Annotated in this window: 25 protein-coding genes; 15 read left to right on the top strand and 10 right to left on the bottom strand. The window is 67.0% G+C overall.

All coding sequences use genetic code 11. The features are described 5' to 3' along the window. The first annotated feature begins 24 nt into the window (after positions 1 to 24). Complete coding sequence (locus AC5Y5O_RS06825; protein ID WP_500024338.1) at positions 25 to 1,254, top strand: cytochrome P450; 1,230 nt, start codon at positions 25 to 27, stop codon at positions 1,252 to 1,254. 291 nt (positions 1,255 to 1,545) lie between these two features. Here AC5Y5O_RS06825 and AC5Y5O_RS06830 read toward each other — a convergent pair whose 3' ends face one another. Further along, the gene (locus AC5Y5O_RS06830) at positions 1,546 to 1,671 is read right to left on the bottom strand and encodes a hypothetical protein (RefSeq protein WP_090598460.1); all 126 of its coding nucleotides are present in this window, start codon (positions 1,669 to 1,671) and stop codon (positions 1,546 to 1,548) included. 172 nt (positions 1,672 to 1,843) lie between these two features. Between AC5Y5O_RS06830 and AC5Y5O_RS06835 the strand changes: the two genes are divergently transcribed. From AC5Y5O_RS06835 to AC5Y5O_RS06845, 3 genes are all read left to right on the top strand, one after another. Continuing rightward, the gene (locus AC5Y5O_RS06835) at positions 1,844 to 2,479 is read left to right on the top strand and encodes a TetR/AcrR family transcriptional regulator (RefSeq protein ID WP_096283751.1); all 636 of its coding nucleotides are present in this window, start codon (positions 1,844 to 1,846) and stop codon (positions 2,477 to 2,479) included. A gap of 89 nt (positions 2,480 to 2,568) precedes the next feature. Then, positions 2,569 to 3,861: an acyltransferase family protein gene (locus AC5Y5O_RS06840; RefSeq protein ID WP_096283753.1), complete on the top strand. Its 1,293-nt coding sequence runs from the start codon at positions 2,569 to 2,571 to the stop codon at positions 3,859 to 3,861. Beyond that, positions 3,858 to 4,331, top strand: coding sequence for a hypothetical protein (locus AC5Y5O_RS06845; protein WP_096283755.1), 474 nt, complete (start codon positions 3,858 to 3,860; stop codon positions 4,329 to 4,331). The genes AC5Y5O_RS06840 and AC5Y5O_RS06845 overlap by 4 nt, the downstream gene beginning before the upstream one ends. On the opposite strand, the gene AC5Y5O_RS06850 is transcribed toward AC5Y5O_RS06845, so the two are convergent. Genes AC5Y5O_RS06850 through AC5Y5O_RS06865 form a run of 4 tightly spaced genes read right to left on the bottom strand, consistent with a single transcriptional unit; the run spans position 4,328 to position 7,419 of the window. Further along, positions 4,328 to 4,990 carry a response regulator gene (locus tag AC5Y5O_RS06850; protein ID WP_096283757.1) on the bottom strand — a complete coding sequence of 221 codons (663 nt, stop codon included), beginning with the start codon at positions 4,988 to 4,990 and terminating at the stop codon, positions 4,328 to 4,330. The genes AC5Y5O_RS06845 and AC5Y5O_RS06850 overlap by 4 nt on opposite strands. Then, the gene (macS, locus tag AC5Y5O_RS06855; RefSeq protein WP_165796271.1) at positions 4,987 to 6,129 is read right to left on the bottom strand and encodes a MacS family sensor histidine kinase; all 1,143 of its coding nucleotides are present in this window, start codon (positions 6,127 to 6,129) and stop codon (positions 4,987 to 4,989) included. The genes AC5Y5O_RS06850 and macS overlap by 4 nt, the downstream gene beginning before the upstream one ends. Positions 6,130 to 6,177: 48 nt before the next feature. After that, positions 6,178 to 6,468, bottom strand: coding sequence for a YiaA/YiaB family inner membrane protein (locus tag AC5Y5O_RS06860; protein WP_096283761.1), 291 nt, complete (start codon positions 6,466 to 6,468; stop codon positions 6,178 to 6,180). Positions 6,469 to 6,516: 48 nt separating this feature from the next. Beyond that, positions 6,517 to 7,419: an alpha/beta hydrolase gene (locus tag AC5Y5O_RS06865; protein ID WP_096290799.1), complete on the bottom strand. Its 903-nt coding sequence runs from the start codon at positions 7,417 to 7,419 to the stop codon at positions 6,517 to 6,519. Positions 7,420 to 7,602: 183 nt separating this feature from the next. On the opposite strand from AC5Y5O_RS06865, the gene AC5Y5O_RS06870 reads away from it, so the two are divergent. The 3 genes from AC5Y5O_RS06870 to AC5Y5O_RS06880 are packed head-to-tail and all read left to right on the top strand — an operon-like array spanning position 7,603 to position 10,838. Then, on the top strand, positions 7,603 to 8,703 hold the full coding sequence (locus tag AC5Y5O_RS06870; protein WP_096283763.1) for an NAD(P)H-dependent amine dehydrogenase family protein: 1,101 nt from the start codon (positions 7,603 to 7,605) through the stop codon (positions 8,701 to 8,703). A gap of 16 nt (positions 8,704 to 8,719) precedes the next feature. Next, the gene (locus tag AC5Y5O_RS06875; RefSeq protein ID WP_096283765.1) at positions 8,720 to 9,463 is read left to right on the top strand and encodes a glucose 1-dehydrogenase; all 744 of its coding nucleotides are present in this window, start codon (positions 8,720 to 8,722) and stop codon (positions 9,461 to 9,463) included. Positions 9,464 to 9,488: 25 nt separating this feature from the next. Continuing rightward, positions 9,489 to 10,838, top strand: coding sequence for an FAD-binding oxidoreductase (locus tag AC5Y5O_RS06880; protein ID WP_500024344.1), 1,350 nt, complete (start codon positions 9,489 to 9,491; stop codon positions 10,836 to 10,838). A gap of 6 nt (positions 10,839 to 10,844) precedes the next feature. Here the strand turns inward: AC5Y5O_RS06880 and AC5Y5O_RS06885 are convergent, their stop codons facing one another. From AC5Y5O_RS06885 to AC5Y5O_RS06900, 4 genes are read right to left on the bottom strand one after another with little or no spacing between them, the layout of a single operon-like run. After that, the gene (locus tag AC5Y5O_RS06885) at positions 10,845 to 11,396 is read right to left on the bottom strand and encodes a TetR/AcrR family transcriptional regulator (RefSeq protein WP_096283769.1); all 552 of its coding nucleotides are present in this window, start codon (positions 11,394 to 11,396) and stop codon (positions 10,845 to 10,847) included. Between the two features lie 47 nt (positions 11,397 to 11,443). Next, positions 11,444 to 12,265 (bottom strand): thioesterase family protein, encoded by an 822-nt coding sequence (locus tag AC5Y5O_RS06890; RefSeq protein ID WP_096283771.1) that lies wholly within the window; start codon positions 12,263 to 12,265, stop codon positions 11,444 to 11,446. 20 nt (positions 12,266 to 12,285) lie between these two features. Then, complete coding sequence (locus tag AC5Y5O_RS06895; protein WP_096283773.1) at positions 12,286 to 13,104, bottom strand: SMP-30/gluconolactonase/LRE family protein; 819 nt, start codon at positions 13,102 to 13,104, stop codon at positions 12,286 to 12,288. 55 nt (positions 13,105 to 13,159) lie between these two features. After that, entirely contained in the window at positions 13,160 to 13,636 is a 477-nt protein-coding gene (locus AC5Y5O_RS06900; RefSeq protein WP_096283775.1) for an SRPBCC family protein, read from the bottom strand. Positions 13,637 to 13,779: 143 nt separating this feature from the next. Between AC5Y5O_RS06900 and AC5Y5O_RS06905 the strand changes: the two genes are divergently transcribed. The 4 genes from AC5Y5O_RS06905 (at position 13,780) to AC5Y5O_RS06920 (ending at position 17,590) form a co-directional block, all read left to right on the top strand. Continuing rightward, the gene (locus tag AC5Y5O_RS06905; protein ID WP_500024347.1) at positions 13,780 to 14,664 is read left to right on the top strand and encodes an acyl-CoA thioesterase; all 885 of its coding nucleotides are present in this window, start codon (positions 13,780 to 13,782) and stop codon (positions 14,662 to 14,664) included. 15 nt (positions 14,665 to 14,679) lie between these two features. Continuing rightward, positions 14,680 to 15,594 carry an LLM class F420-dependent oxidoreductase gene (locus AC5Y5O_RS06910; protein ID WP_096283779.1) on the top strand — a complete coding sequence of 305 codons (915 nt, stop codon included), beginning with the start codon at positions 14,680 to 14,682 and terminating at the stop codon, positions 15,592 to 15,594. Then, positions 15,594 to 16,775 carry an acyl-CoA dehydrogenase family protein gene (locus tag AC5Y5O_RS06915; RefSeq protein WP_096283781.1) on the top strand — a complete coding sequence of 394 codons (1,182 nt, stop codon included), beginning with the start codon at positions 15,594 to 15,596 and terminating at the stop codon, positions 16,773 to 16,775. Before AC5Y5O_RS06910 ends, AC5Y5O_RS06915 begins: the two co-directional genes overlap by 1 nt. Positions 16,776 to 16,858: 83 nt before the next feature. Continuing rightward, complete coding sequence (locus AC5Y5O_RS06920; RefSeq protein WP_096290800.1) at positions 16,859 to 17,590, top strand: ZIP family metal transporter; 732 nt, start codon at positions 16,859 to 16,861, stop codon at positions 17,588 to 17,590. Here the strand turns inward: AC5Y5O_RS06920 and AC5Y5O_RS06925 are convergent. Next, complete coding sequence (locus tag AC5Y5O_RS06925; protein WP_096283783.1) at positions 17,559 to 18,248, bottom strand: DUF427 domain-containing protein; 690 nt, start codon at positions 18,246 to 18,248, stop codon at positions 17,559 to 17,561. The genes AC5Y5O_RS06920 and AC5Y5O_RS06925 overlap by 32 nt on opposite strands. Positions 18,249 to 18,361: 113 nt before the next feature. On the opposite strand from AC5Y5O_RS06925, the gene AC5Y5O_RS06930 reads away from it, so the two are divergent. The 4 genes from AC5Y5O_RS06930 to AC5Y5O_RS06945 all read left to right on the top strand — a co-directional run bounded on the left by AC5Y5O_RS06930 (position 18,362) and on the right by AC5Y5O_RS06945 (position 22,198). Next, complete coding sequence (locus AC5Y5O_RS06930; RefSeq protein WP_500024351.1) at positions 18,362 to 19,531, top strand: CaiB/BaiF CoA transferase family protein; 1,170 nt, start codon at positions 18,362 to 18,364, stop codon at positions 19,529 to 19,531. 164 nt (positions 19,532 to 19,695) lie between these two features. After that, a complete protein-coding gene (locus AC5Y5O_RS06935) occupies positions 19,696 to 20,271 on the top strand; it encodes a hypothetical protein (RefSeq protein ID WP_500024353.1) in 576 nt (191 codons plus the stop codon). Next, a complete protein-coding gene (locus AC5Y5O_RS06940) occupies positions 20,271 to 20,975 on the top strand; it encodes an NIPSNAP family protein (protein ID WP_500024355.1) in 705 nt (234 codons plus the stop codon). The genes AC5Y5O_RS06935 and AC5Y5O_RS06940 overlap by 1 nt, the downstream gene beginning before the upstream one ends. 47 nt (positions 20,976 to 21,022) lie before the next feature. After that, positions 21,023 to 22,198: a cytochrome P450 gene (locus tag AC5Y5O_RS06945; RefSeq protein WP_096290801.1), complete on the top strand. Its 1,176-nt coding sequence runs from the start codon at positions 21,023 to 21,025 to the stop codon at positions 22,196 to 22,198.

Here is a 22,198-nt window from a genome sequence, read left to right on the forward strand (position 1 = left end):
GCAATCATCTGTATGATCGGCGGGATGAGCACAACGACGTGTCCGTTCGGAGAGAACTTCGATTTCACCGATCCCGACGTATTGCTGGCCGGCCTTCCGGTCACCCAGTTCGCCGAGCTGCGCCGCACCGCCCCGGTCTGGTGGAACCCGCAGCCCGAGTCGATCTTCGACGACGGCGGCTATTGGGTGATCAGCCGCCACGAGGACGTCAAGGCCGTCTCCCGGGACGGCCACCTGTGGTCGACCAATCGCAAGGGCGCCGTCATGCGCCTTCCCGAAGGCGTCACCGCCGATCAGCTCGAGCTGACAAAGGCGTTGTTGATCAACCACGATGCGCCCGAACACACCCGCCTGCGCAAGCTGGTGTCGAGGCTGTTCACGCCGCGCGCGATCGCCCAACTCGAGGAGAAGCTGGCCGGGGCGGCGAAGGAGATCGTGCGTACCGCCGCGCTCAAGCAGGACGGCGATTTCGTCAACGACATCGCGATGAACCTGCCCCTGCTGGCGATCGCCGACCTGATCGGCGTGCCGGAGGCGGATCGTGCGAAGTTGTTCGACTGGACCAACGCGATCATGAACACCGACGATCCCGACTTCGACAGCGATCCCACCACCGCCAACGCCGAGCTGATGGCCTACGCCTACAACATGGCCGACGAGCGGCGCCGCTGCCCGGCCGACGACATCGTCACGCGCCTGATCCAGGCCGACATCGACGGGGACGCGCTGGGCGACGTCGAATTCGCGTTTTTCGTCATCCTGCTGGCCGTGGCCGGCAACGAAACCACCCGCAACGCCATGACGCACGGGATGAACGCGTTCTTCGACCACCCCGAGCAATGGGAACTGTTCAAGCGCGAGCGGCCGGCCACCGCGGTCGACGAGATCATCCGCTGGGCCAGTCCCGTGCACTGCTTCCAGCGCACCGCGCTCGCCGACGTCGAACTGGGTGGTGTCACCGTCCGCGAAGGCCAGCGGGTCGGGCTGTTCTACAGTTCGGCCAATTTCGACGAGGAAGTCTTCGACGATCCCTTCCAGTTCGACATTTCGCGCAACCCGAACCCGCATTTGAGTTTCGGTGGGAACGGCGCGCATTTTTGCATCGGCGCCAACCTGGCCCGGATGGAAATCAAGCTGATCTTCGACGAGCTCGCCGAGCAGATACCCGACATCACCAAGCTCGCCGAGCCGCAGCGACTGCGGTCGGGCTGGATCAACGGCGTCAAACGCCTCGACGTCGCCTACGGCGGCTGACCTGCGTGCGACTTCTCCGAGGGCGAGGGCGAGGGCGAGTCCGTGGGCGTGGGCGAGGGCGAGGGCGAGTGCGAGGGCGAGGGCGGGGTCAGCTTTTTGCCCGCCTCTGAGCGACAACCATGGCGCGCGACGCAGCCCGCTGGATTTTGTCGCTCGAAGGCGGGCATTTTAGGTGCCGCCCGTAGTAGTGATTGGTGTGACTGAGCCCGCCCGATTCGCTTGCAACACAAAACAAATACGGAATGCGACGCTGGCGGTGCCGCGATTTGTTCGGGACGCGAAAAAGTCTGGCTAGACGGGCGGGTAGGCGGGCGGCGGGTAGCCGTTTCCGTCCTGAACCCCGCGCAGGCCCCAGGTGAAATACTTCATGAAGAATTCGATTTCGTCGCTGCCGTCATAATCCGGACTCGGATCCATCGCCCCACCTCTGCACTCGCGACCAGTTCAAATATCCGAGTCTAGTCGCATCCGTGCCGGTGCGACAGGCGCCGATACCTCTAAACTGTCCAACCAGTTGATTGGTACTTTGCCTAGACCGGACCGAAGCCATGCCCATTCGGCCGCGTTGGCGCGACGATAGTGAGTAAAGATGTCATCGGACAGCATCACCCGCAACGGGTTGACGCGCCGCGAGGAGTTGCTGGCGGTCGCCACCAAGCTGTTCGCCGCCCGCGGTTACCACGGCACCCGGATGGACGACGTCGCCGACGTCATCGGCCTGAACAAGGCGACGGTCTACCACTACTACGCCAGCAAATCGCTGATCCTGTTCGACATCTACCGCCAGGCCGCCGAGAGCACCCTGGAAGCCGTCCACGACGACCCGTCCTGGACGGCCCGGGAGGCGCTTTACCAATACACCGTCCGGCTGCTGACGAACATCGCCGAGAACCCGGAAGGAGCGGCGGTGTACTTCCAGGAGGCGCCGTACATCACCGAGTGGTTCACCGAGGAACAGGTCGCCGAGGTCCGGGAGAAGGAAACCCAGGTCTACGAGCACGTGCACGGCCTGATCGACCGCGGCATCGCCAGCGGTGAGTTTTTCGAATGCGATACCCACGTTGTGGCGCTGGGCTACATCGGTATGACGCTGGGGGCCTACCGCTGGTTGCGCCCCGACGGCCGCCGGACTGCCAAGGAAATCGCCGCCGAGTTCAGCACCGCGCTGCTGCGGGGGCTGATCCGGGACGAGACGATCCGCACGGAGTCTCCGCTCGGGCCGTAACGGGCCTGATCGGTTTGAGTAGAACTACTCAGGCTTAACGCGTAGAACTGCGCGGGCCCTGGGGGTTGCTGCCCGGCAATGCTTTTCGAGTGCAAACACTTCCTAGCCCCGCCGAGCTGGCGGCCTCTACGCCGGCCGATCGCGACCGAGCCCTCGACGTCATCCGTATCGTGTCGCTGATCGGCGTCGTGGCCGGTCACACTGTGATGGCCATCAGTGTCATCCGCAACCACGTGCTGATCTGGGACAACCTGCTGACCACCTCGGTGGTGTTTCAGGCCCTCACCTGGATCTTCCAGATCATGCCGCTGTTCTTCTTCGCCGGTGCCGCCGCGAGCCTGTCGTCCTGGCGGCCCGGCGCCAACTGGGGCGGCTGGCTGATGAAACGCTGCACCAGGCTGTTCCGGCCGGTGTTCTACTACCTCGGATTCTGGGCGGTCGCGCTCACTGTGCTGTATCCCGTTCTGCCTCAACATATTTACGAACCCGTCGCCGGTGTCAGCATCCAGCTGCTGTGGTTCCTCGGCGCCTACGTGCTGGTGCTGGCCGCGATGCCGGCGATGGCCCGGATCACCACCCGCACCCGTTTCGTTGCGGGGGTGGCCGCGGTCTACGGGGCCATCGCCGCCATCGACGTCGTCCGGCTGCACTGGCCGGCCGCGTCGGCGCTGGGCTACCTCAACATGGCGGTCTGGCTCATCCCTGCCATGTTCGGTGTCGCGTACCGCCGCGGTCTGCTGACCGGGCGTGCCGCGCTGGTGACGGCCGCGGTCGCGTTCGCGGTCGACGTCGCTCTGGTGTGCTGGGGGCCGTACCAAATCAGCCTGGTCGGCACCGGGCATCACGGACTGTCCAACACCAGCCCGCCGTCGTTGCTGCAAGCCGGCCACGCCATTGTCCTGAGCGCGCTGGCAATCGCAGCCATGCCCGCGATCACCCGATGGGCGCAACGGCCACGCGTGTGGTGGTGGACCGCGCTCGGCAACTCCGGGGCGATGACGCTGTACCTGTGGCACATGCCCGCGCTGCTCGGCATGCACCTGCTCTTCGATCTGACCGGCCACCCTCGCTACCCCGGCCGACCGGACTACCCGGCCATCAGTGTGATGCAACTGATCCTGATGGTTGCCGTGGTGGCGGTGCTGTTCCTGGTGCTGCGGCCGCTGGAGAACAACCCGCTCGCGGGCTGGGACGGCGCCGGGGCGATCACCTCGGTCGCCCGGGGTGTGGCGGCGGGCCTGCTGCTGTGCGTCGCCGGGGTCGCGACTCTGGCCTCGATCAAGTGGGGGCTGAAGGACAATGGACTGATGTGCGTCGCGACGATGGTGACCGCGCTGCTGGGCGCTCGGGCGCTGGCCGCGACCGCTCGGGATCGGGCGTGACATCCCCGCAGCAGTCGGTCGCCACTGTGGCGGCCGGACTGCTCGCCCTCACCGGCGCGGCCGTCCATGGACTGGGCTTTGTCGCCTGCGACCTTGCGTTGGCCAAGCTGGTTCGCGGCCTGGGGTTCCTGTCTCCGCTGCTGCTGGCGGCACCTACCGGGATGGGCCTGCTGATGGTGGCATTGCTGGAGGCCGTATCGGCGGCCGGGCTGTTCATCGGCGCGGTCATCCTGTGGTGCCGCCGCCGCGGGGGCATCTGGGTCACCCTGGTGGCATCGGTGCCGGGCCTGCTGGCGGGCCTGTTGCTGGTGACGCACGTCGTCCCGGCGCCGCTGGTGTTCGGCAAGCAGATGGCCGGACTGCCCACCGGGGCGGTGGCGTGGGCAATCTTCTTATACAGCCTTGTCGCCACGATAGTTGTTGTAGCACTGTCTATTTCGCTGCCGAAGCAGCAGCCGTACCGGGCCTAGGGTTCGCTGTCCAGCCCGTGCTCGATCGCGTAGCGGGTCAACTCCACCCGATTGGCGACTTGCAGCTTCCGGAAGGTCGCTTGGATGTGGTTTTCGACGGTGCGGTGGCTCAGCGACAACCGCTCGGCGATCTGCTTGGCCGACAGTCCCTTTGCCACATGGCGCAACACTTCGGTCTCGCGTTCGGTCAGTCTGGGGCCGGCCGGCCCCGGGTCCTTGCTCTGGGCGATGCGCCGGTACTCGCCGAGCACCAGTCCGGCCAGGCTGGGGGTGAACACCGCCCGCCCCGCCGCGGTGGCTTCGACGGCTTGCGCCAGTTCGGCTTTCGAGGCGCTCTTGACGAGATAGCCGGTAGCGCCGGCCTTGACGGCCTCCAGGACGTCGTCGCGTTCATCCGAGGCCGAAAGCACCAACACGCGCGACGACGGTGAAACCGCCAGCAGCTCGGCCGTTGCCTGCGCGCCGTCGCCGTCGGAAAGGCGCATGTCCATCACCACGACGTCCGGCCTGACCACCGCCGCCCGGCGCCGGGCGGCGGCCACACTGTCGGCAGTGGCGACCACGTTGAATCCGTCCTCGGCGAGGTCGCGGGCAACCGCGTCGCGCCAGATCGGATGGTCGTCCACCACCATCACCGTCGCCGCGGTGTCGTCGGTCATTTGATCCCCCCGTCGCGCGGCACGCACAGTTCCCACTCTGTGCCTTCACCCGGGCGGCTGTGCAGTTGGGCACTGCCTCCCAGCGCATTCAGCCGTCCCACAATCGATTTCGAAACCCCGAGGCGTCCCTGTCGGGCGGCCTCCTCCAGCCGGCCGTCGGCGATGCCTACGCCGTCGTCGCGCACGCTGACCGTCACCGACTCGCCCAGATCTTCCAGCAGCACGAACGCGCGGGCCGCAGCGCCCGCGTGCGCCGCAACGTTGTTCAGGGCGTTGCCCACCGCGGCATCGAGCTCGGCGGCCACCCCGCGCGGCAACGCCACCGCCGTGCCCGGCACACTCAGCGATACGCGGTCGGATTCTCGGTGGCGCAGCAGCGTGCGCAGATCGATCGTGGACTGGTCCCCGTACTCGTCGATGGCGGTGGCGGTGACCCACCGTCGCAGCGCGCGTTCCTGCTCGCTGGCCAAGTCGGCTAATTCCGCTGTGGGGCCGCCGATTTCGTGTCCGCGCTTGGCGACCAGCGCCAGCACCTGGATGGCGCCGTCATGCACCTCGCGGGACAGCCGCTCACGCTCTTGCACCGCGGCGGACAGCGCCGCCGCGCGTTGCAGATCCGCGTGGGCGCGTCGCGCGGTTTGGGCGGCCAAACCTATGGCCATGCCGATCGCCAGCTCGATGATGATCGTGGCGTTGTGGCTCATGTTGAGGTCGAAGTAATTCTTGACCGCGAAATTGGTGGCCATCACCACCAGTCCGGTCAGCATGCCGCGGACGGGACCGAGCTGGATCGCGGCCGAGATCGTGGGATTGCTGGCCCACAATGTCGTCGGCCAGGTCTGGTTCTCCGAGGCCCAGTGATCAAACGTGACCACCCGGTTGGACCACATGAGCAGTACGACCACCACGATCTCGGCGACCACCCACGCCGGCCTTCGGCCGAAGCCGCGTATGTAGGCGATCGCGCAGACCGCGCTCCATCCGATCAGCACCGCGAACAGCACCCAACCCAGCGCCGGGCGGCGCAGGTCCGGGTTGATGGCGATCTGAAAGCCCAGCGCGTAAAGGCAACTCAGCAGCCGGAACACCTGCGCCGCGCGCCACAGCGGCGCCGTCGGATCGGGATTGGGGCGCGTCATCGCGCTCAGCATAAGTCGGCGGCGCCCCGGCGCGGGCTCGCCCGACGATCAGGTCGCGGTGGTGAACGGATTGTGTTCGGCGAACAGCTTCTCCATCCGCGCCTCATCCAGACGCACCCGCACGGTTGCGGCCTCCTGCTGATCGCGGATCACCTTTGCCAGGGTGAACGCGCTGGAGACGAGGAACAACACGGTGATGCCGAGGAACAGTCGCTGCCATGCGTCGAGCGGGAGATAGAAGATCCCGCCGAGCGCGCTGGCGAAACTGACTCCGAACGCGATCGCGGCCTGGATGAAAAACGCGGGGGTGTTCTTCGACGTGCCATTGGGAATTTCCATGTATCCCAGGATGCGAAAGCGTGGCCGCGCCGGACAGGGTAGGACTACTCAGATTCGGGTGTCTCGGCGCAGATGCTTGTCGAGGAACGCGATCTGATCGGCGACCACCCGTTCGAAAGCGTCGTCGACGTAGATCGCGAAATGACCCTCGGGGTAGGTGTGCACCTCGCCGCGCGGCGCCTTGGCCGCGTGGCGCAGGGTGGCGTCCGCCGGCGCCAGCGAGTCGTATTCGCACACGCAGAACAGGATGGGGCAGCCGATCTTCGGGGTGAGCAACCCGGGGCGGTAGGTGAAGATCTTCAGCGTGATGCGTGCCGCGATCTCGTTGCGCAGCTGGACACCCTCGGGGACCAGCCGCAGGTAGCCCGCGTAGGAGTCGGGCGTATTCATCAGGGCGACGTCGCCGGGCTGGCCCGCCGTGGCGATCATCACCGGAGGCCGGCCCAGCCGGGCGCCGACGATGTCGCGGATCGCGCGTGCGGCGATGCGCGCGGCGGCCAGCGGATGAGAGATCGTGCGCGCCGACGCCAGGCCGTCGGTGAACGGACATTGGGCGATGACCGCCGCGATGCCGGGCAGCCGGGCGGCCGTGGCGATCACATGACCACCCGCAAAAGAGGTGCCCCACAACGCGATCCGATGGTGGTCGATGCCGTCGAGGGTGCGGGCGTAGGCCACTGCGGCGGCCCAGTCGGCGAGCTGCATGTCGATGTCGAGGACCTGGCGCGGCTGGCCCTCGCTGTCGCCGAAGTTGCGGTAGTCGAAGACGAGGCAGGCGTAGCCGGCGGCGCTGAATCGCTCGGCGTAGGCATCCAGGCGCATGGTGCGCACCCCGCCCAGGCCGTGCGCAATCACCAGCAGCGGCGCATCGCCCGCGCCGGCGGGCCGATACAGCCACGCGCTGATCCGGTCGCCACCGGCGCTGAATTGCACATCTTCGCGCTGCGTCATCGGCACTCCATTCTGCTCTGCTCGCGAGCGTAAGCACACGGCGAGATTGCGCTCGATTTTTCGCGCTGCGCTTACGCTCGCGAGCGATCGCGCTCCCAGCCCGCACGACCCCGGTAGGCGGCTCAAAAATAGTGGACTAGTGTCTGGAAAAGTTTTCCAGGCTGCAAGGGACGGAGACTGAAGATGGTGATCCGCGTCGCGCACGTCGGTACCGGAAATGTCGGAGGCCTGGCCCTGGCCGAACTGATCACCAACCCGCAGTTCGAACTGACCGGCGTCAACGTGTCCACCCCGGAGAAGGTGGGCAAAGACGCCGGGGAACTGTGCGGCGTCGGCTTGGATGCCCCCACGGTCACCGGCATCAAGGCCGTCAACGACCTGGACGCCATCATCGCCGCCAAACCCGACTGCGTCGTCTACTGCGCGATGGGCGACACCCGGCTGCCCGACGCGATGGCCGACGTGATGCGCATATTGGCCGCCGGCATCAACGTCGTCGGGTCCTCGCCCGGGCTGCTGCAGTTCCCCTGGGGCGTGATGCCCGATAAATACATCGGCCGCGTGGAAGATGCTGCCCAGCAAGGCAATTCGAGCATCTTCATCAGCGGTGTCGATCCGGGCTTCGCCAACGACCTGATCCCGTTCGCTCTCGCGGGGACCTGCCAGCGCATCGAGCAGGTGCGCTGCATGGAGATCCACGACTACGCCTCGTACAACGGGACCGAGGTCATGGACTACATGGGGTTCGCCAAGCCGATGGACGAAATTCCGATGCTGCTGCAACCGGGCATCCTCGGCATCGCGTGGGGCACCGCGATCCGTCAGCTGGCCGCCGGCCTCGGCATCGAGGTCGACGAGATCAAAGAGTCCTACCAGCGCGAACCGGCGCCGGAGGATTTCGACATCGCGGTCGGCCGGGTGGCCAAGGGCACCGTGGCGGTGCTGCAGTTCGAGATTTCCGGCATGGTCAAGGGCCACCCCGTGATCGTGATCGAGCACGTCACCCGGCTGCGGCCCGACCTGCGCCCCGACCTGCCCCAGCCCGCCTCCGGCGACGGCTCTTACCGCGTCGAGATCACCGGCGAACCGTCCTACGCCGTCGACATCATTCCGAGCAGCCGCAAGGGCGACCACAACCACGCCGCGATCGCCGGCGCCGCGGGCCGCGTCGTCAACGCGATCCCGGCCGTGATCGCGGCACCGCCGGGCATCCGGACCACCCTCGATCTGCCGCTCATCACCGGCAAAGGCCTTTACGCACCAAGCACTTTGGTGACCACCTAACGAAAGGGGACCCTCCGTGGGTCGGGTAGACGGAAAAGTTGCACTCATCAGTGGCGCCGCGGGCGGTATGGGCGCCGAAGACGCTCGGCTGCTCGTCGAGGAGGGCGCCAAGGTGGTGATCGGCGACATCCTCGACGACCAGGGCAAGGCGCTGGCCGACGAGATCGGCGACTCCGCCCGCTATGTCCACCTCGACGTGACCCAGCCCGACCAGTGGGACGCCGCTGTCGCCACCGCGATCAGCGAATTCGGGAAGCTCAACGTGCTGGTCAACAATGCCGGCACCGTCGCGCTCGGCCCGCTCAAGAGCTTCGACCTGGCCAAGTGGCAGAAGGTCATCGACGTCAACCTGACCGGGACCTTCCTGGGCATGCGGGTGGCCGTCGAGCCGATGATCGCGGCCGGCGGCGGCTCGATCATCAACGTGTCGTCGATCGAGGGCCTGCGCGGCGCACCCATGGTGCACCCGTACGTCGCGTCCAAGTGGGGAGTTCGCGGCCTGGCCAAGTCGGCCGCCCTGGAGCTGGCGCCCCACAACATCCGGGTCAACTCGGTGCACCCCGGCTTCATCAAGACCCCGATGACCAAGCATCTGCCCGAGGACATGGTGACCATTCCGCTGGGCCGGCCCGGGCAGGTTCGAGAGGTCGCGACGTTCATCCTGTTCCTGGCCAGCGACGAGTCGTCGTACTCGACCGGCAGTGAGTTCATCATGGACGGCGGGCTGATCACCGACGTGAACCACAAGGACCTGTTCTGACGCCCGGGGTGCTATAACCGCGAACATGCCAGGCAGTCTCGGGGACCTCAGCGGGATCGTCGGGTCCAATCACGTCGTCACCGACCCCGACGTGCTGTCCGGGCGCAGCGTCGACCACACCGGCCGCTACCGCGGCAAGGCCAGCGTGCTGGTGCGTCCGGGTTCGGCCGAGGAGGTGGCCGAGGTGTTGCGGTTGTGCCGCGACGCCGGGGCCCACGTCACCGTGCAGGGCGGTCGGACCTCGCTCGTCGCAGGTACCGTGCCAGAGCACGACGACGTGCTGCTATCCACCGAAAGGCTTTGTGCGCTAGGCGATGTCGATACCACCGAGCGCCGAATCGCGGTCGGTGCCGGAGCCACGCTGGCCGCCGTGCAGCGCGCCGCGACCGCGGCGGGCCTGGTGTTCGGCGTCGACCTCGCCGCCCGCGACACCGCGACGGTCGGCGGCATGGCCTCGACGAATGCCGGCGGGCTGCGCACGGTCCGGTACGGCAACATGGGCGAGCAGGTCGTCGGCCTGGACGTGGTGCTGCCCGACGGGTCGTTGATGCGCCGGCACAGCCCGGTGCGCAGCGACAACACCGGATACGACCTGCCCGCGCTGTTCGTCGGTGCGGAGGGCACCCTCGGGGTGATCACCGCGCTGGATCTACGGCTACATCCGACGCCGTCGCATCGGGTGACCGCGGTGTGCGGCTTCGACGACCTCGACGCGCTGGTCGCCACCGGCCGCGCGTTCCGGGACGTGGACGGGATCGCCGCACTCGAGTTGATCGACGGCCGGGCCGGCGCGCTGACCGCCGAGCATCTCGGCATCGCCGCACCGGTCGAGGCGAACTGGCTGCTGCTGATCGAGCTGGCCGCCGACCACGATCAGACCGAACGGCTGGCTGACCTGCTCGCCGATGCACCGCTTTCCGCCGAGCCCGCGGTGGGCGTGGATATTGCTGCCCAGCAACGACTCTGGCGAGTTCGCGAATCGCTGGCCGAGGTGCTGGGCGTGTACGGGCCGCCGCTGAAGTTCGACGTGTCGCTGCCGCTGGCTGCTATCGCCGGATTCGCGGACGAGGCCGTCGCGTTGATCCGCGAGCAGGTCAGCGACGCCGTACCCGTGTTGTTCGGACATATCGGTGAGGGCAACCTGCACCTCAACGTGCTGCGGGTGCCGCTGGAGCGGGAGAAGGCGCTCTACGGGCCGATGATGGACCTGATCGCGCGGTGCGGGGGCAACGTCAGCTCCGAACACGGCGTCGGCAGCCGCAAACGCGCCTATCTCGAAATGTCAAGGCAGGCAACCGATATCGCGGCGATGCGGTCGGTCAAGGCAGCGCTGGACCCGACCGGCTACCTCAACGCGGCGGTGCTGTTCGACTAGCCAGGGCTAGTCGGCCGCGGGTTTGATGCCGACGGCGTGGCGCAGCTGGGCCAGGAACTGCTCGGCGTCGTCGCTGCGAACGATGTAGTGCGAGATGGCGATCCGGATCACCGTCGCGGCCTTGACCGCGGCGTTGGGCCCGGGCAGATGTCGTTGCAGGCCGTCGCGCATCTGCGGGATGACGTGGGCGAACTCGGCGATCGTGTGCTCGGGTTCGACGTCGACCATGCGCACGCCGGAGTACGAATGCTGGTACTCGACGATGAATCGCAGCACGGCGTCCAGTTTGTCGTACCCCTTGAGCCCCGCGGTGGCCCGCACCAGTCCGCTTTCGAACAGCTGGCGCTCATACTGCGAGAACGCGGTCAGCAGCTCCTCTTTGGACGCGAACCAGCGATACAGCGTGGGGCGCGAGACTCCGGCCTGGGCGGCGACCTCGGACAGGCTGAGTTTGGTCTTGCCGTTGCGGCCCAGCACCTCGGCCGTCGCCAACAGGATCCGCTGACGCGTCGAGGTGTCGGTCTCGGTCTCGGTTGTCGCCCCGGCCGGCTGGCTCATATCTGAGACTTTACGAAGTATTGCCGAACTAGCCACGCCGAATCCCCTCAGGTCTTAGGCGGACGCCGGCGCACCAGCACGGACTGCTGGATGGCGCCGACCGCGCCCTGCTCGTCGTACAACGTGCCGATCGTCGTCCCGATGCCGTCCGGTCCGTAGCTGGTTTCCGCCCGAATGCCGACCCAGTCCCCGTCGGGCACCCGAAACACGTGCACCGCCAGATCGGTGTTCAAGAACGTCCACTTGGTGATGTCGAGCTTGCTGCCGATGCCGTTGGCACAGTCGGCCACCGCGAACAACCGCTCCAGCTGCGTCATCGTCTCGCCCTGGACCAGGTCGACCTCCGGCTTGATCCACGATTCGCCCGGGCCCGGCGTCAGCGGCTCGGTCAGCCAGAGCCACTCCAGGCTGTGCACGTAGTTGCGGTCCCATTCGCGGGCCTTGAGATTACGGTTGCGCGCGTCGGTGCGCGGCGCGGGCAGTTCGGCCGCCGCGTGCGCGACGGCCTGAGTGTCCTGCTGCTGCAGCCGCCACCCGCTGGCCCGAGCGACGGGACGGGGCCGGCCGTCGGGGCCGGGAGCCAGCATCTCGGCGCTGACCAACTCGATCTGCTTGCCGCCGCGCTGCAGTTCGGCACGCACCCAGATGTCACCTTCCGAGGGCACGCCGCCCAGCAGGTCGATCACGACCCGGGACAGCCGGGTGTCGTCGCGCTGCTCGCAGCGTTCCAGCGCCCGCACCAGCAGCGCCGACACCGGACCGCCGTGCTGGATGGTCGCCGACCAGGTGCCGCGGGCCAGGTCGGTCGCCCGGAACTTCTCGCCCAACGCGTCGGCGGGGTCGATCAGCTCGTAGTACGAGTCGGTCACGTGTCTCCCTCTCGGGTGTCTCAGGGCAGCCCGGCGCCGGGCGTGGCGACCTGCACGGCGTCGAGCCGCGAGAGTTTGGTGCCCACCAGCCGCTGAGGATAGGCGTCGGTGCTCGACAGCAGAAACAGGATGCGCCGCTCGGGCCCGCCGAGCGCGCAGGCGATAGCGACCCGTTCGCCCATGTCGATGCGGTCGGTCACCGCGCCGCCCGCGACGATCCGCTCGAATTGGTGCGCCAGCGTCATCGACGTCCACACCCCGCCCTCGGCGTCCAGCGCGATGCCGTCGGGCGGCCCGTCCAGGCCGTCCGCGAAGACCTGCCGATCGTGCAGCGCGCCGGCGTCGTCGATGGTGAACGCGGTGAGCCGCCGGCCTGTCGATTCGGCGACGATCAGCGTCTTGCGGTCCGGCGTGATGACCATGCCGTTGGGGAAGTCGAGGTCTGTGGCGACGACGGTCGCGCTTTCGTCGGGATCGAGGCGCACGATCACGCCACCGCATCGGGCCTGGGATCCGATGTAGGCGCGGCCGCTGTCGTCGATGACCATGTCACCGAGGTTGGCCGGCACCAGGTCGGTGAGATCGGCGATCTCCACCACGGCTTCCCCGTCGTAGCACAGCACCCGCCGGTCCTCGGACGACGCGATCAATAGCGACCCGTCGGGACGAAAACCCAGGCCCGACGGCGAGTGCCCCGGCAGCGGCAGCGTGGTGAGCGCGCCGCCCAGGGTCGAGGTGTGTACCGCTTCGCCGAGCATGTCGGAGAACCACAACAGGCCCTCGAACCAGCGGGGGCCTTCGCCGAAGCAGAACCCGTTGGCCAGCACCTCGGGGATCATCGGCTCCAGCCTTTACAAAACACCGCAGAAGTGTCATGCACCCGCGGCGCCGGTGTCAATCCGCGGCCCGGGCGAGCTCCCGCGCGACGGCCGCGTGATACTCGTCGATCCGCGCCGGATTGGCCTGCTCGAACAGCTTGTCGGGCAGCGGGGCGTGCTTGGGCGCCTCAATGGTCATGGTTCGGGAAAACAGCGTGATGTCCTGGCCGGGCCGGGAGAACCGGTAGGACACCGTGATGCGACCCTCCAACCCGCCCTTACCGTCGCGGTCGTGACCAAGCCGGCCGATCGAGGTGAACACGAACTGGATAGGCCGCACGGCGACGGCCAGCTGCCAGCTGAAGACGCGGTCACCGTCGGGACCGGCTTCCTCCCAGGTGTCGCCGACCTTGAGCGGCAGCGGCGGCAGTTTGCCGATGTGGGCACTGCCGGGATAGGTCTTCGTCCAGTTTTCCGGGTTGGTGACGAAGTCGTACACGGTCTCGGCGGACTGGGTGAACGCGGTCTCTGATGTGCTCGTCACGATGCCCAATTACGTTGCCTCTCTGCGCTTTCCAGCGGCATGCAGGGGTGCTGCCCGCGGTGCTCGCCGGAGTCTTGTTAGCCAACCTTTACAAATCCTACTCAAAGTGTCACGCTGTGCCGGAAGCGGCCAACGTGAGAGGTGGATCGGATTTGACCACGGAATCTGAGCAGACTGAATGGACGGTTGCGGGCCTGCTGGATCTGTTTGATGTGCGGTCCGACGGGGACGACGACCGGTTCACCGGTGAGACCGGCATCGCCGTCGGCGACGAACGCCAGGTGGTGGAGGGCACTCAGGTGCTGGCCCAGGCGATTGTCGCGGTGGCCAAACGCTTCCCGGACAAGTCGGTGCGCTCGGCGCACGCGGTGTTCTCGCGTGCCGTGACGGTCGGCCCGCCGATCGAGCTCGTCATCGACGTGGTGTCCGAGGGCCGATCGACCGCGACCGCCGTGGTCGCCGTGCAGCAGAACGGGCGGCGTTGCCTGAGCATCACCGTGCTCGCCGACGTCCCCACCGACGACGTGATTCGCCACCACCTGACCAAGCCCGACGTGGCCGCCCCGGCCGACGCCCACCACTCGCCGATGCCGATGGTCGGCCGGGAGCTGCGGCTGGTCGACGTCGTCGACGTCAACAGCCCCGACGAGGTCGGCCCGCCGGAGCTGTATGCCTGGCTGCACTACGACCCGATTCCCACCCGAGACGATCTGGCCAAGGCGCTGCTGGCGTACTTCACCGGCCATCTCGGGATCTCCACCACGATGCGCGCGCATGAGGGCATCGGCACCGCCCAGGCACACCTGACCGTGTCCACCGCACCGATGAGCATCTCGGTGGCGTTTCACGAACCGGTGGACTGGACCGGCTGGCTGCTCTACACACATGAGAGCACCCAGGTCGGCGCGGGGATGTCGTACGTGCGCGGCACCGTGCATTCCGAAGAAGGCGAGCTGCTGGCCTCCTTCGCGCAGGAGGCGCTGATCCGGCCGCTGCGCACCAGCGACACCGCGATCGACTCGCGCGCCCGCTTCTGACGGCTGGGGATCCCGATGCGCTTCACGATCACTCACCCGATGCACAGCCACCCCTACAACCCGGAGCTGGCCGGCGGGGATGGCATCGGGAAGGTGGCCGCGGCCACCGAGGCGGCCGGCATCCACGGATTCGGTTTCACCGATCATCCGGCGCCGTCGCAGCGCTGGCTGGAGGCCGGTGGTCACGATGCGCTAGATCCTTTCGTCGCACTGGGTTTCGCGGCGGCCACCACGTCGACGCTGCGGCTGATCCCTAACATCGTGGTGCTGCCCTATCGAAACCCGTTCGTGGTGGCCAAATCCGGCGCCACCCTTGATCTGCTCTCCGGGGGCCGCTTCACGCTCGCGGTCGGCGTCGGCTACCTCAAGCGTGAGTTCGCGGCGCTCGGAGTCGGCTACGACGAGCGCGCCGAGCTGTTCGAAGAATCCCTGCAAGTGATCCGGGCTATCTGGAGCGGCGACGACATCACCTTTGAGGGAAAGCATTTCAGCGCCCGTGGCATCACCGCGCACCCGCGGCCACCGAGCAGCCCGCCGATCTGGATCGGCGGCAACACCACGGCGTCTCGTCAGCGGGTAGCGCAGTACGGCGACGGCTGGTGCCCGTTCCCCGCCCCGCCGCAGCTGGCGCAGACCGCCGGCACCGCGGTGATCGACTCGCTGGACAAGCTCACCGCCGGCATCGACGATCTGCGTCGCCGCTGCGATGCCGAGGGCAGGGACTGGTCGGCGATCGACATCACCTTCACCAACTTCGACGGCGGCAGCATCACCGACGACGACTTCAACGCCGACGCCTACCTCGAAGGCTTGGACAAGCTGGCGAAGCTGGGGGTCACCTGGGTCAGCGTCCACCTGCCCGGCGACGGCATTGGGCACGCGCTCGAGACCCTCGATCGTTTTCGCACCCTCGTGATCGACGCGGCGTAATGGACTTCTCCTACGTCGACCTCTCACCCGAGGACCGGGAATTCTTCGAGCACACCCGGACGTTCATCGCCGAACACGTCACCGACGAGGTGCTGCGCCGGGATCGTGAGACCGGTGAAAACTTCAGTGAGCCAGTGCATTTGGCGTTGGGTGCCGAGGGTTATCTGGCGTCGGATTTCAAGCAGGAGTCCGAGGGGGGATTCGATCCGGTGCGCCGGCGAATCTTCCATCTCGAGATCGGCCGTGCCCACACGCCGTGGTTCCACTGGGGCACCACCGCGGTCGTCGCGCGTTTGGTCAAGCAGTTCGGGAAGCCCGAACTCGTCGACGCGGTACTGCCGGGTGTGCTGTCCGGTGAGATTCGGCTATGCCTGGGCTATACCGAACCGGAGGGGGGTTCGGACGTCGCGACCTGCAGGACCCGAGCCGTACGGGAAGCGGATGGATCGAGCTGGGTTATCAATGGGTCCAAGATGTTCACCTCGAACGCGCAGAACGCCAAGTACGTCTTCCTGCTTACCAACACCGACCCGCAAGCGCAGAAACACAAGAGCCTGACCATGTTTCTGGTGCCGCTGGATTCCGACGGCGTCGAGATCCAGGGCATCCGCACGCTGGACGGCGACCGCACCAACATCGTTTATTACAGCGACGTACGGGTCGACGATCTCTACCGCATCGGCGAGGTCAATGCCGGCTGGAAGGTGATGCGGTTTGCCCTAGACGCCGAACACGGCATTACCGAAACCGAAGACCATGGCCTGCAGAATGTTTCGATGATGTCGGAGCACGGCCATCTGATGGCCGAGGCGGCCGACGGAGTCGCGGCGATTCTTTCCAAGCCGGATTCCAACGGGCGGCGCCCGATTGACGACGAGTCGACGAAATACCGGCTCGGGCGCGCCATGGCCCGCATCGAGGCGGCGCTGTCGACGCCCGGGATCTACGGACGCGTCGCGCTCATTCAGACCATGCGCGACGTCTCGCCGGAATTGATGGACATGCTGGGGACGGCATCGGCATTGCCCACCGACACAACGGGTTCCGCGGACAACGGGGCCGTCGAGTTCATCTTCCGCCACGGTGTGCCCGCCGGGATCTACGGCGGCACGATGGAGGTCTTCCGCAACATGATCGCCCAGCACGAGCTGAAGCTCGGGCGCCCCAGCTACGGCGGCTAGCAACTCTCTTTCAGCCGGGTCGCGTCATACGCTTGAGGCCGTGCTGCTCCGAGTGGACGGACGGCGGAAAGGTGGGCCGCGCGGTGGTCGTTCTGGTGGCCTTCTGTTCGTTCCTCACGACGTTGTCCGGCGGATACGCGGCGTTACGTATCGGTTCCTACCGATATCTCGTGCTCGGCCTGGCGGCCGGGCTGATGCTCGGTGCGGTGAGCTTCGACCTGCTGCCCGAAGCGCTGAGCCACGGCGACGTGTGGTCCCTGTACGGCATTCCTGCTCCGCTCGTGGCGTTCGTTCTCGGCTTTCTCGTGCTGCACATCGTCGAACACACCGTCGGCATTCATCGCGGTCAAACGATGAACGACGCGGTGATCGCCGACGCACCCAGCATCGGGTTGTTGGCCGCGGCGGGGCTGGTGGGCCACAGCGTGATGGACGGATTCGCCATCGGTGCAGCTTTCCAGGCGGGAGCCGGAGCGGGCACAGTGGTTGCGGTGGCGGTGATCGGCCACGACTTCGCGGACGGCTTCAACACGTACACGGTGACGTCGATCTATGGCAATGACCGCCGAAGGGCGCTGACCCTGCTGGTCGCTGATGCCGTCGCGCCGGTCCTCGGTGCGGCCCTCACGCTGCTGGTGACGATTCCCCATCGGGTGCTCGCGGTTTACCTCGGCTTCTTCGCGGGATTCCTGATGTACCTGGCGAGCGCCGACATCCTGCCGAAAGCACACACCGGGCATCGCACCGCGGCCACCTTGGCATGCACCGTCGGCGGGGTGCTGTTCATGTTTGCGATCGTGGCGCTGGCCAGCTGAGCGGCAATTCGGCGAACACGTCGGCACACGCGCCGTCGAAACTCAGAAAACCCTTGATGGGCAGGCTTTCCGGCGGTGGATCCGGATAGCTCCACGCGATGTCCTCGACATCGCCGATCGACCAGTACGTCGCGAATCCCTTGTAGTTGCAGTAACTCGTCGTGTCCGAAGGTCGCAGCAGACCAGTCTGCACATGCGCGGGATCGACGTAAAGCCTTGGTTCGAGCGCGGTCTCGAAAACGATCATGGTTTCGTCGGTATCGACCAGCACGGTGTCCGCGACGCTGACGCGCAGGCGACGCGTGGTGGGCCGGCAGTCGACCCGGTGATACGGGTTCGGCGGGTAGTGAACGAGTTCGCGGCCTTCCTCCAGCCAGGTGTCGACGGCATCCCACGGCACGTGCACGAAACCCGGTGCCGCCGATTCGGGTTCGGCGGGCAGGTCGCCGATTTCGTCGGCGCGGAACAGATAGCTCAGCGGGTGGCCCTGCCGGTGCACCATCAGCACCCGCTCGGTGTCGATCACCGGACGTCCGTCCTTGAACGCCTGCACGCGGCGCGGGTGTGGCTCGATGTAGATCACGCCAGCGGGCAGCGGGGGAGCGAACCGCCCGGCCGGATCGCGGCTGAGCGGACCATGCCCGGCGACCAGACTCATGGTGCCCAGGTTAACGCCGGCGACCGCTTCTTCGGGGCGATGGTGTCAGCTCAGGGTGAGCTGACCGGGGGCAAGTGCGCGGTCCGGTTGAGCCACGGAGTAGGAACGTAGCCATGGCGGGACCGGTGGAAGGCCTCAAAGTCGTCGAGCTCGGAGTGTGGGTGGCCGGACCGGCCGCCAGTGCCATCCTGGCGGACTGGGGTGCCGACGTCATCAAGATCGAACCGCCGGCCGGCGATCCGGGCCGCATGTTCGGCCGGATGCTGGGCTGCGACCTCGGGGTCAACCCGCCGTTCGAGCTGGACAACCGTTCCAAGCGCAGCATCGTCTTAGACCTGACCACCGACGACGGCCGCGACATCGCCTTCGAATTGCTGGCCGAGGCCGACGTTTTCGTGACCAACGTCCGTCCGGGCGCGTTGCAACGCCTCGGCTTCGACTTCGAGTCGCTGTCCGCCCGCTACCCGAGGCTGGTCTACGGCCTGATCACCGGCTACGGCCAGACCGGGCCCGACGCCGACCGGGCCGCCTACGACGTGGCCGCGTTCTGGTCGCGCGCCGGCGTGGCGCACCTGCTGACCCGGCCCGGCCAGACACCGCCGTTCCAGCGGGGCGGCATGGGTGACCACTCGGCGGGCATGACCCTGGCCGCGGCGATCTGCGCGGCGCTGCTGGCCCGCGAGCGCACCGGTAGCGGTCAGCTGGTGAGCACCTCGCTGTACCGGCAGGGCGCCTACACCGTGAGCTTCGACCTCAACACCTACTTGCTGACCGGTCAGCCGATCGCGATCGGCCAACGCGAGACGATGGGCAACCCCTGCATGAACAATTACGCCGCCGGTGACGGGCGGCGCTTCTGGATCGTCGGCCTCGAAGGAGACCGGCACTGGCCGCCGCTGTGCCGCGTCGTCGGCCACCCCGAATGGGTCGACGACTCGCGCTACAGCGACGCGGCCGCCCGCTTCGTCAACGGTCCGAAGCTGATCGCCGAGCTGGACGAAATCTTCGCCACTCGCTCGCTCGACGAATGGGCGCAGGCCTTCGCGGAAGAACCGGACTTCTTCTGGTCGCCGATCAACTCCCTCGAAGACGTTGTGGCCGACGAGCAGTTCCACGCCGCGGGCGGCATCGTCGACGTCCCCGACGGCGACGCCAGCGTCGCGATGGTGGCCACCCCGGCGGACTTCCACGGGACGCCGTGGGCACCGCGCTCACCGGCGCCGCAACTGGGGCAGCACACCGACGAAATCATCGCCGAACTCAAAGCCCGACGCCGCGGCTGACCACCTCGGGGGAGCTTTACAAATTTAGACAGAAGTGTCACGCTGGGGCATGAGTCGCGTCACCCCGGTGTGAGGCGGCGTCAGCCCTTGGGAAGCCCATGACAAGCGCTGCAGCTGCCTTGGAGCGAACGCACTCCGCGGTGTGGCGGTGAGGAACGGATTTGATGGTCACTCCGACGTTCGACATCGGCCAGAGCACACGCGTCAGTGCTGGACGAGCAACCCGCGGCAACGGTGAGTGTCTGCGGTATCGACTGGATGTGGTGGCTGCGAGCGCGGTCGACGTCGTGCACTCGGCCGGCGGTTGGCTCTATGACCGGGTGATGGCCGGCTGGGAGGTGACCGTCCTGCTGCCGGGCGGCTGCGACACCCGACCGCTGCGCATTCTGGGCGTCGCGGTGGTGGACACGGACAACGTCGCGACCGCGATGGGATCGACCAGTCACACCCTGGCCGTCAGCGCCGAGGCGTTCACCGCTGACGCCCGCGTGCGCGATAAGGTGCTCAAGTCCCTCGACGACCGGCTGACCGAAGTCGCGCTGTGGGGCGAGGGGTGGCCGTTGGGCGTGAACCGCGGCATGACCCGAGCCCAGCACGTGCTGTCGGCCGCGGCGCGCAAATTCAAGGGCTATGCCCTTGCGGCAGCGGGGATCCCGTCTGCCCTGGTCGAACCGACCGAGACGCTGTTGTGTGAGGCGAATTATTCGCGCGTCGACTCAGAGCCGGTGCGGCTCGACTGATGAAGAAGTATTACGGCCACACCCTGCTCTACCTGCACGAGACGATCTCGCTGGGATCGGGGTTAAGCGGCCGCTTCACCGAGGTTTTCACCGACACCTACCAGCCGATGATGGAAGCGCTGGGCGCCCGGCTGTTCGCGATGTGGGAAACCACGCCCTACAACGGGCACTGGCCGCAGGTCACCGTCATCTGGGAGATCGACGGATTTTCCGACTATGCGAGGATAGGCGCCGCCCAGGCCCGGGGAGGAGACCACGAGGCCGCGGCCGGCAAGTGGGCGGCGTTCCTGTCCGACATCGGGGCCTGCGGCGAGGGCCGGATCATGTACCCCGGGCCGAGGAACAAAACGCTGGCCCAGCTACGCGAAGCCAATTTCGCTGCGCCACTGGTGATTCAGGAGATCATGCAAACCAAGCCAGGGCGCCAGGACGACTACATCCGGGAGTTGGAACGGCTTTACGTCCCGTGGTCGGAGCGCACCGGCAAACGCTGGCTGGGATCGTTTACCACCACGTTCCGTTTCAACGAGGTCATCCACTACTGGGCGCTGGACGGCGGCTGGGAATGCTTCGCCAATCACTACCCCTCCTGGAAGGACAGCCCGCCCGCCGAGATCGTCACCTGGATGAGCGTGGCACCGGCATTGCGCGACGGCTGGGAAGACTCGATTCTGCAGGCTCTACCGCCCTCTCCGCTGCAGTGACCGCCCCCACCTCCGACTTCGCGTACGACCCCTTCGACGCGGACGTCATGGCAAACCCGTTGCCGTACTACCGAACCCTGCGCGATCACCATCCGGTCTATTACATGCCGCAATGGGATACCTACGCGCTGTCCCGCTTCGAGGACATCTGGCAGGTTCTCGAAGTCAACGACGGAACCTTCGTCGCGTCGGAAGGAACCCTGCCCCCGGCGACCGTGTTGGCCAAGCACAACAGCGGGCCGGTCGAGGATCCGCCATTGCACCCCTTGCCATTTCACGCCGTGTTCGACACCGACCTGTACGGCGAGATCCGTCGTTCCCACTCGGCGCCACTGCGGCCGCGGTCGGTCGCCGGCCTGGAGGCCAGGATCCGCGAGCTCGCCAACGAGCGCCTCGACCTGCTGCTGCCACGGGGGTCCTTCGACCTGACCCAGGACTACGGTGGCATCGTGGCCGCCTCGATGGTGTGCGACTTGCTGGGAATATCAACCGAACTCGCGCCGCAGGTGTTGGCCGCGGTCAACGCCGGAAGCCTCGCGGCACCCGGTGAGGGTGTCGACACCGCGCAGGCTCGGCCCAACTACCTCGAATACCTGATCCCCGTGGTGCAACGGCGCCGGGCCGACCAATCCGGCGCGCCGCTTCCGGTGGTCGACGGGCTGCTGGGTTACCGGCTGCCCGACGGCAGCGCCCTGTCCGACGTCGAAACCGCCACGCAGATGCTGTGCATCTTCATCGGCGGCACCGAAACCGTGCCCAAGATCGCTGCGCACGGCCTATGGGAGCTGAGCCAGCGGCCCGACCAGCTCGCCGCCGTGCGTGCCGATCCGGTCAACACCGTGCCGGTGGCCCGTGAGGAGATGTTGCGGTACTGCGCGCCCGCGCAGTGGTTTGCCCGAACGGCGCGGCGGCCCTTCACGATTCACGACCAGACCATCGAGCCGGGCCAGCGGGTGATCACGCTGCTCGCCTCGGCCAATCGCGACGAACGGGAGTATGAAAACCCCGACGAGTTCGTCTGGGATCGGCCCATCGCCCGCTCGCTGGTCTTCGGCCGCGGCCAGCACTTCTGCATCGGATATCACCTGGCCCGGCTGGAAGTCGCGGTGCTCGTTCAGGAATGGCTGCGCCGGGTGCCGGACTTCGCGATTAAGGGCCACGACGCGACCCGCCTGCCGTCCAGCTTCCAGTGGGGATGGAACCAGATCCCGGTGGAGGTCTGA

Source organism: Mycobacterium sp. NGS40, from assembly GCF_059812735.1.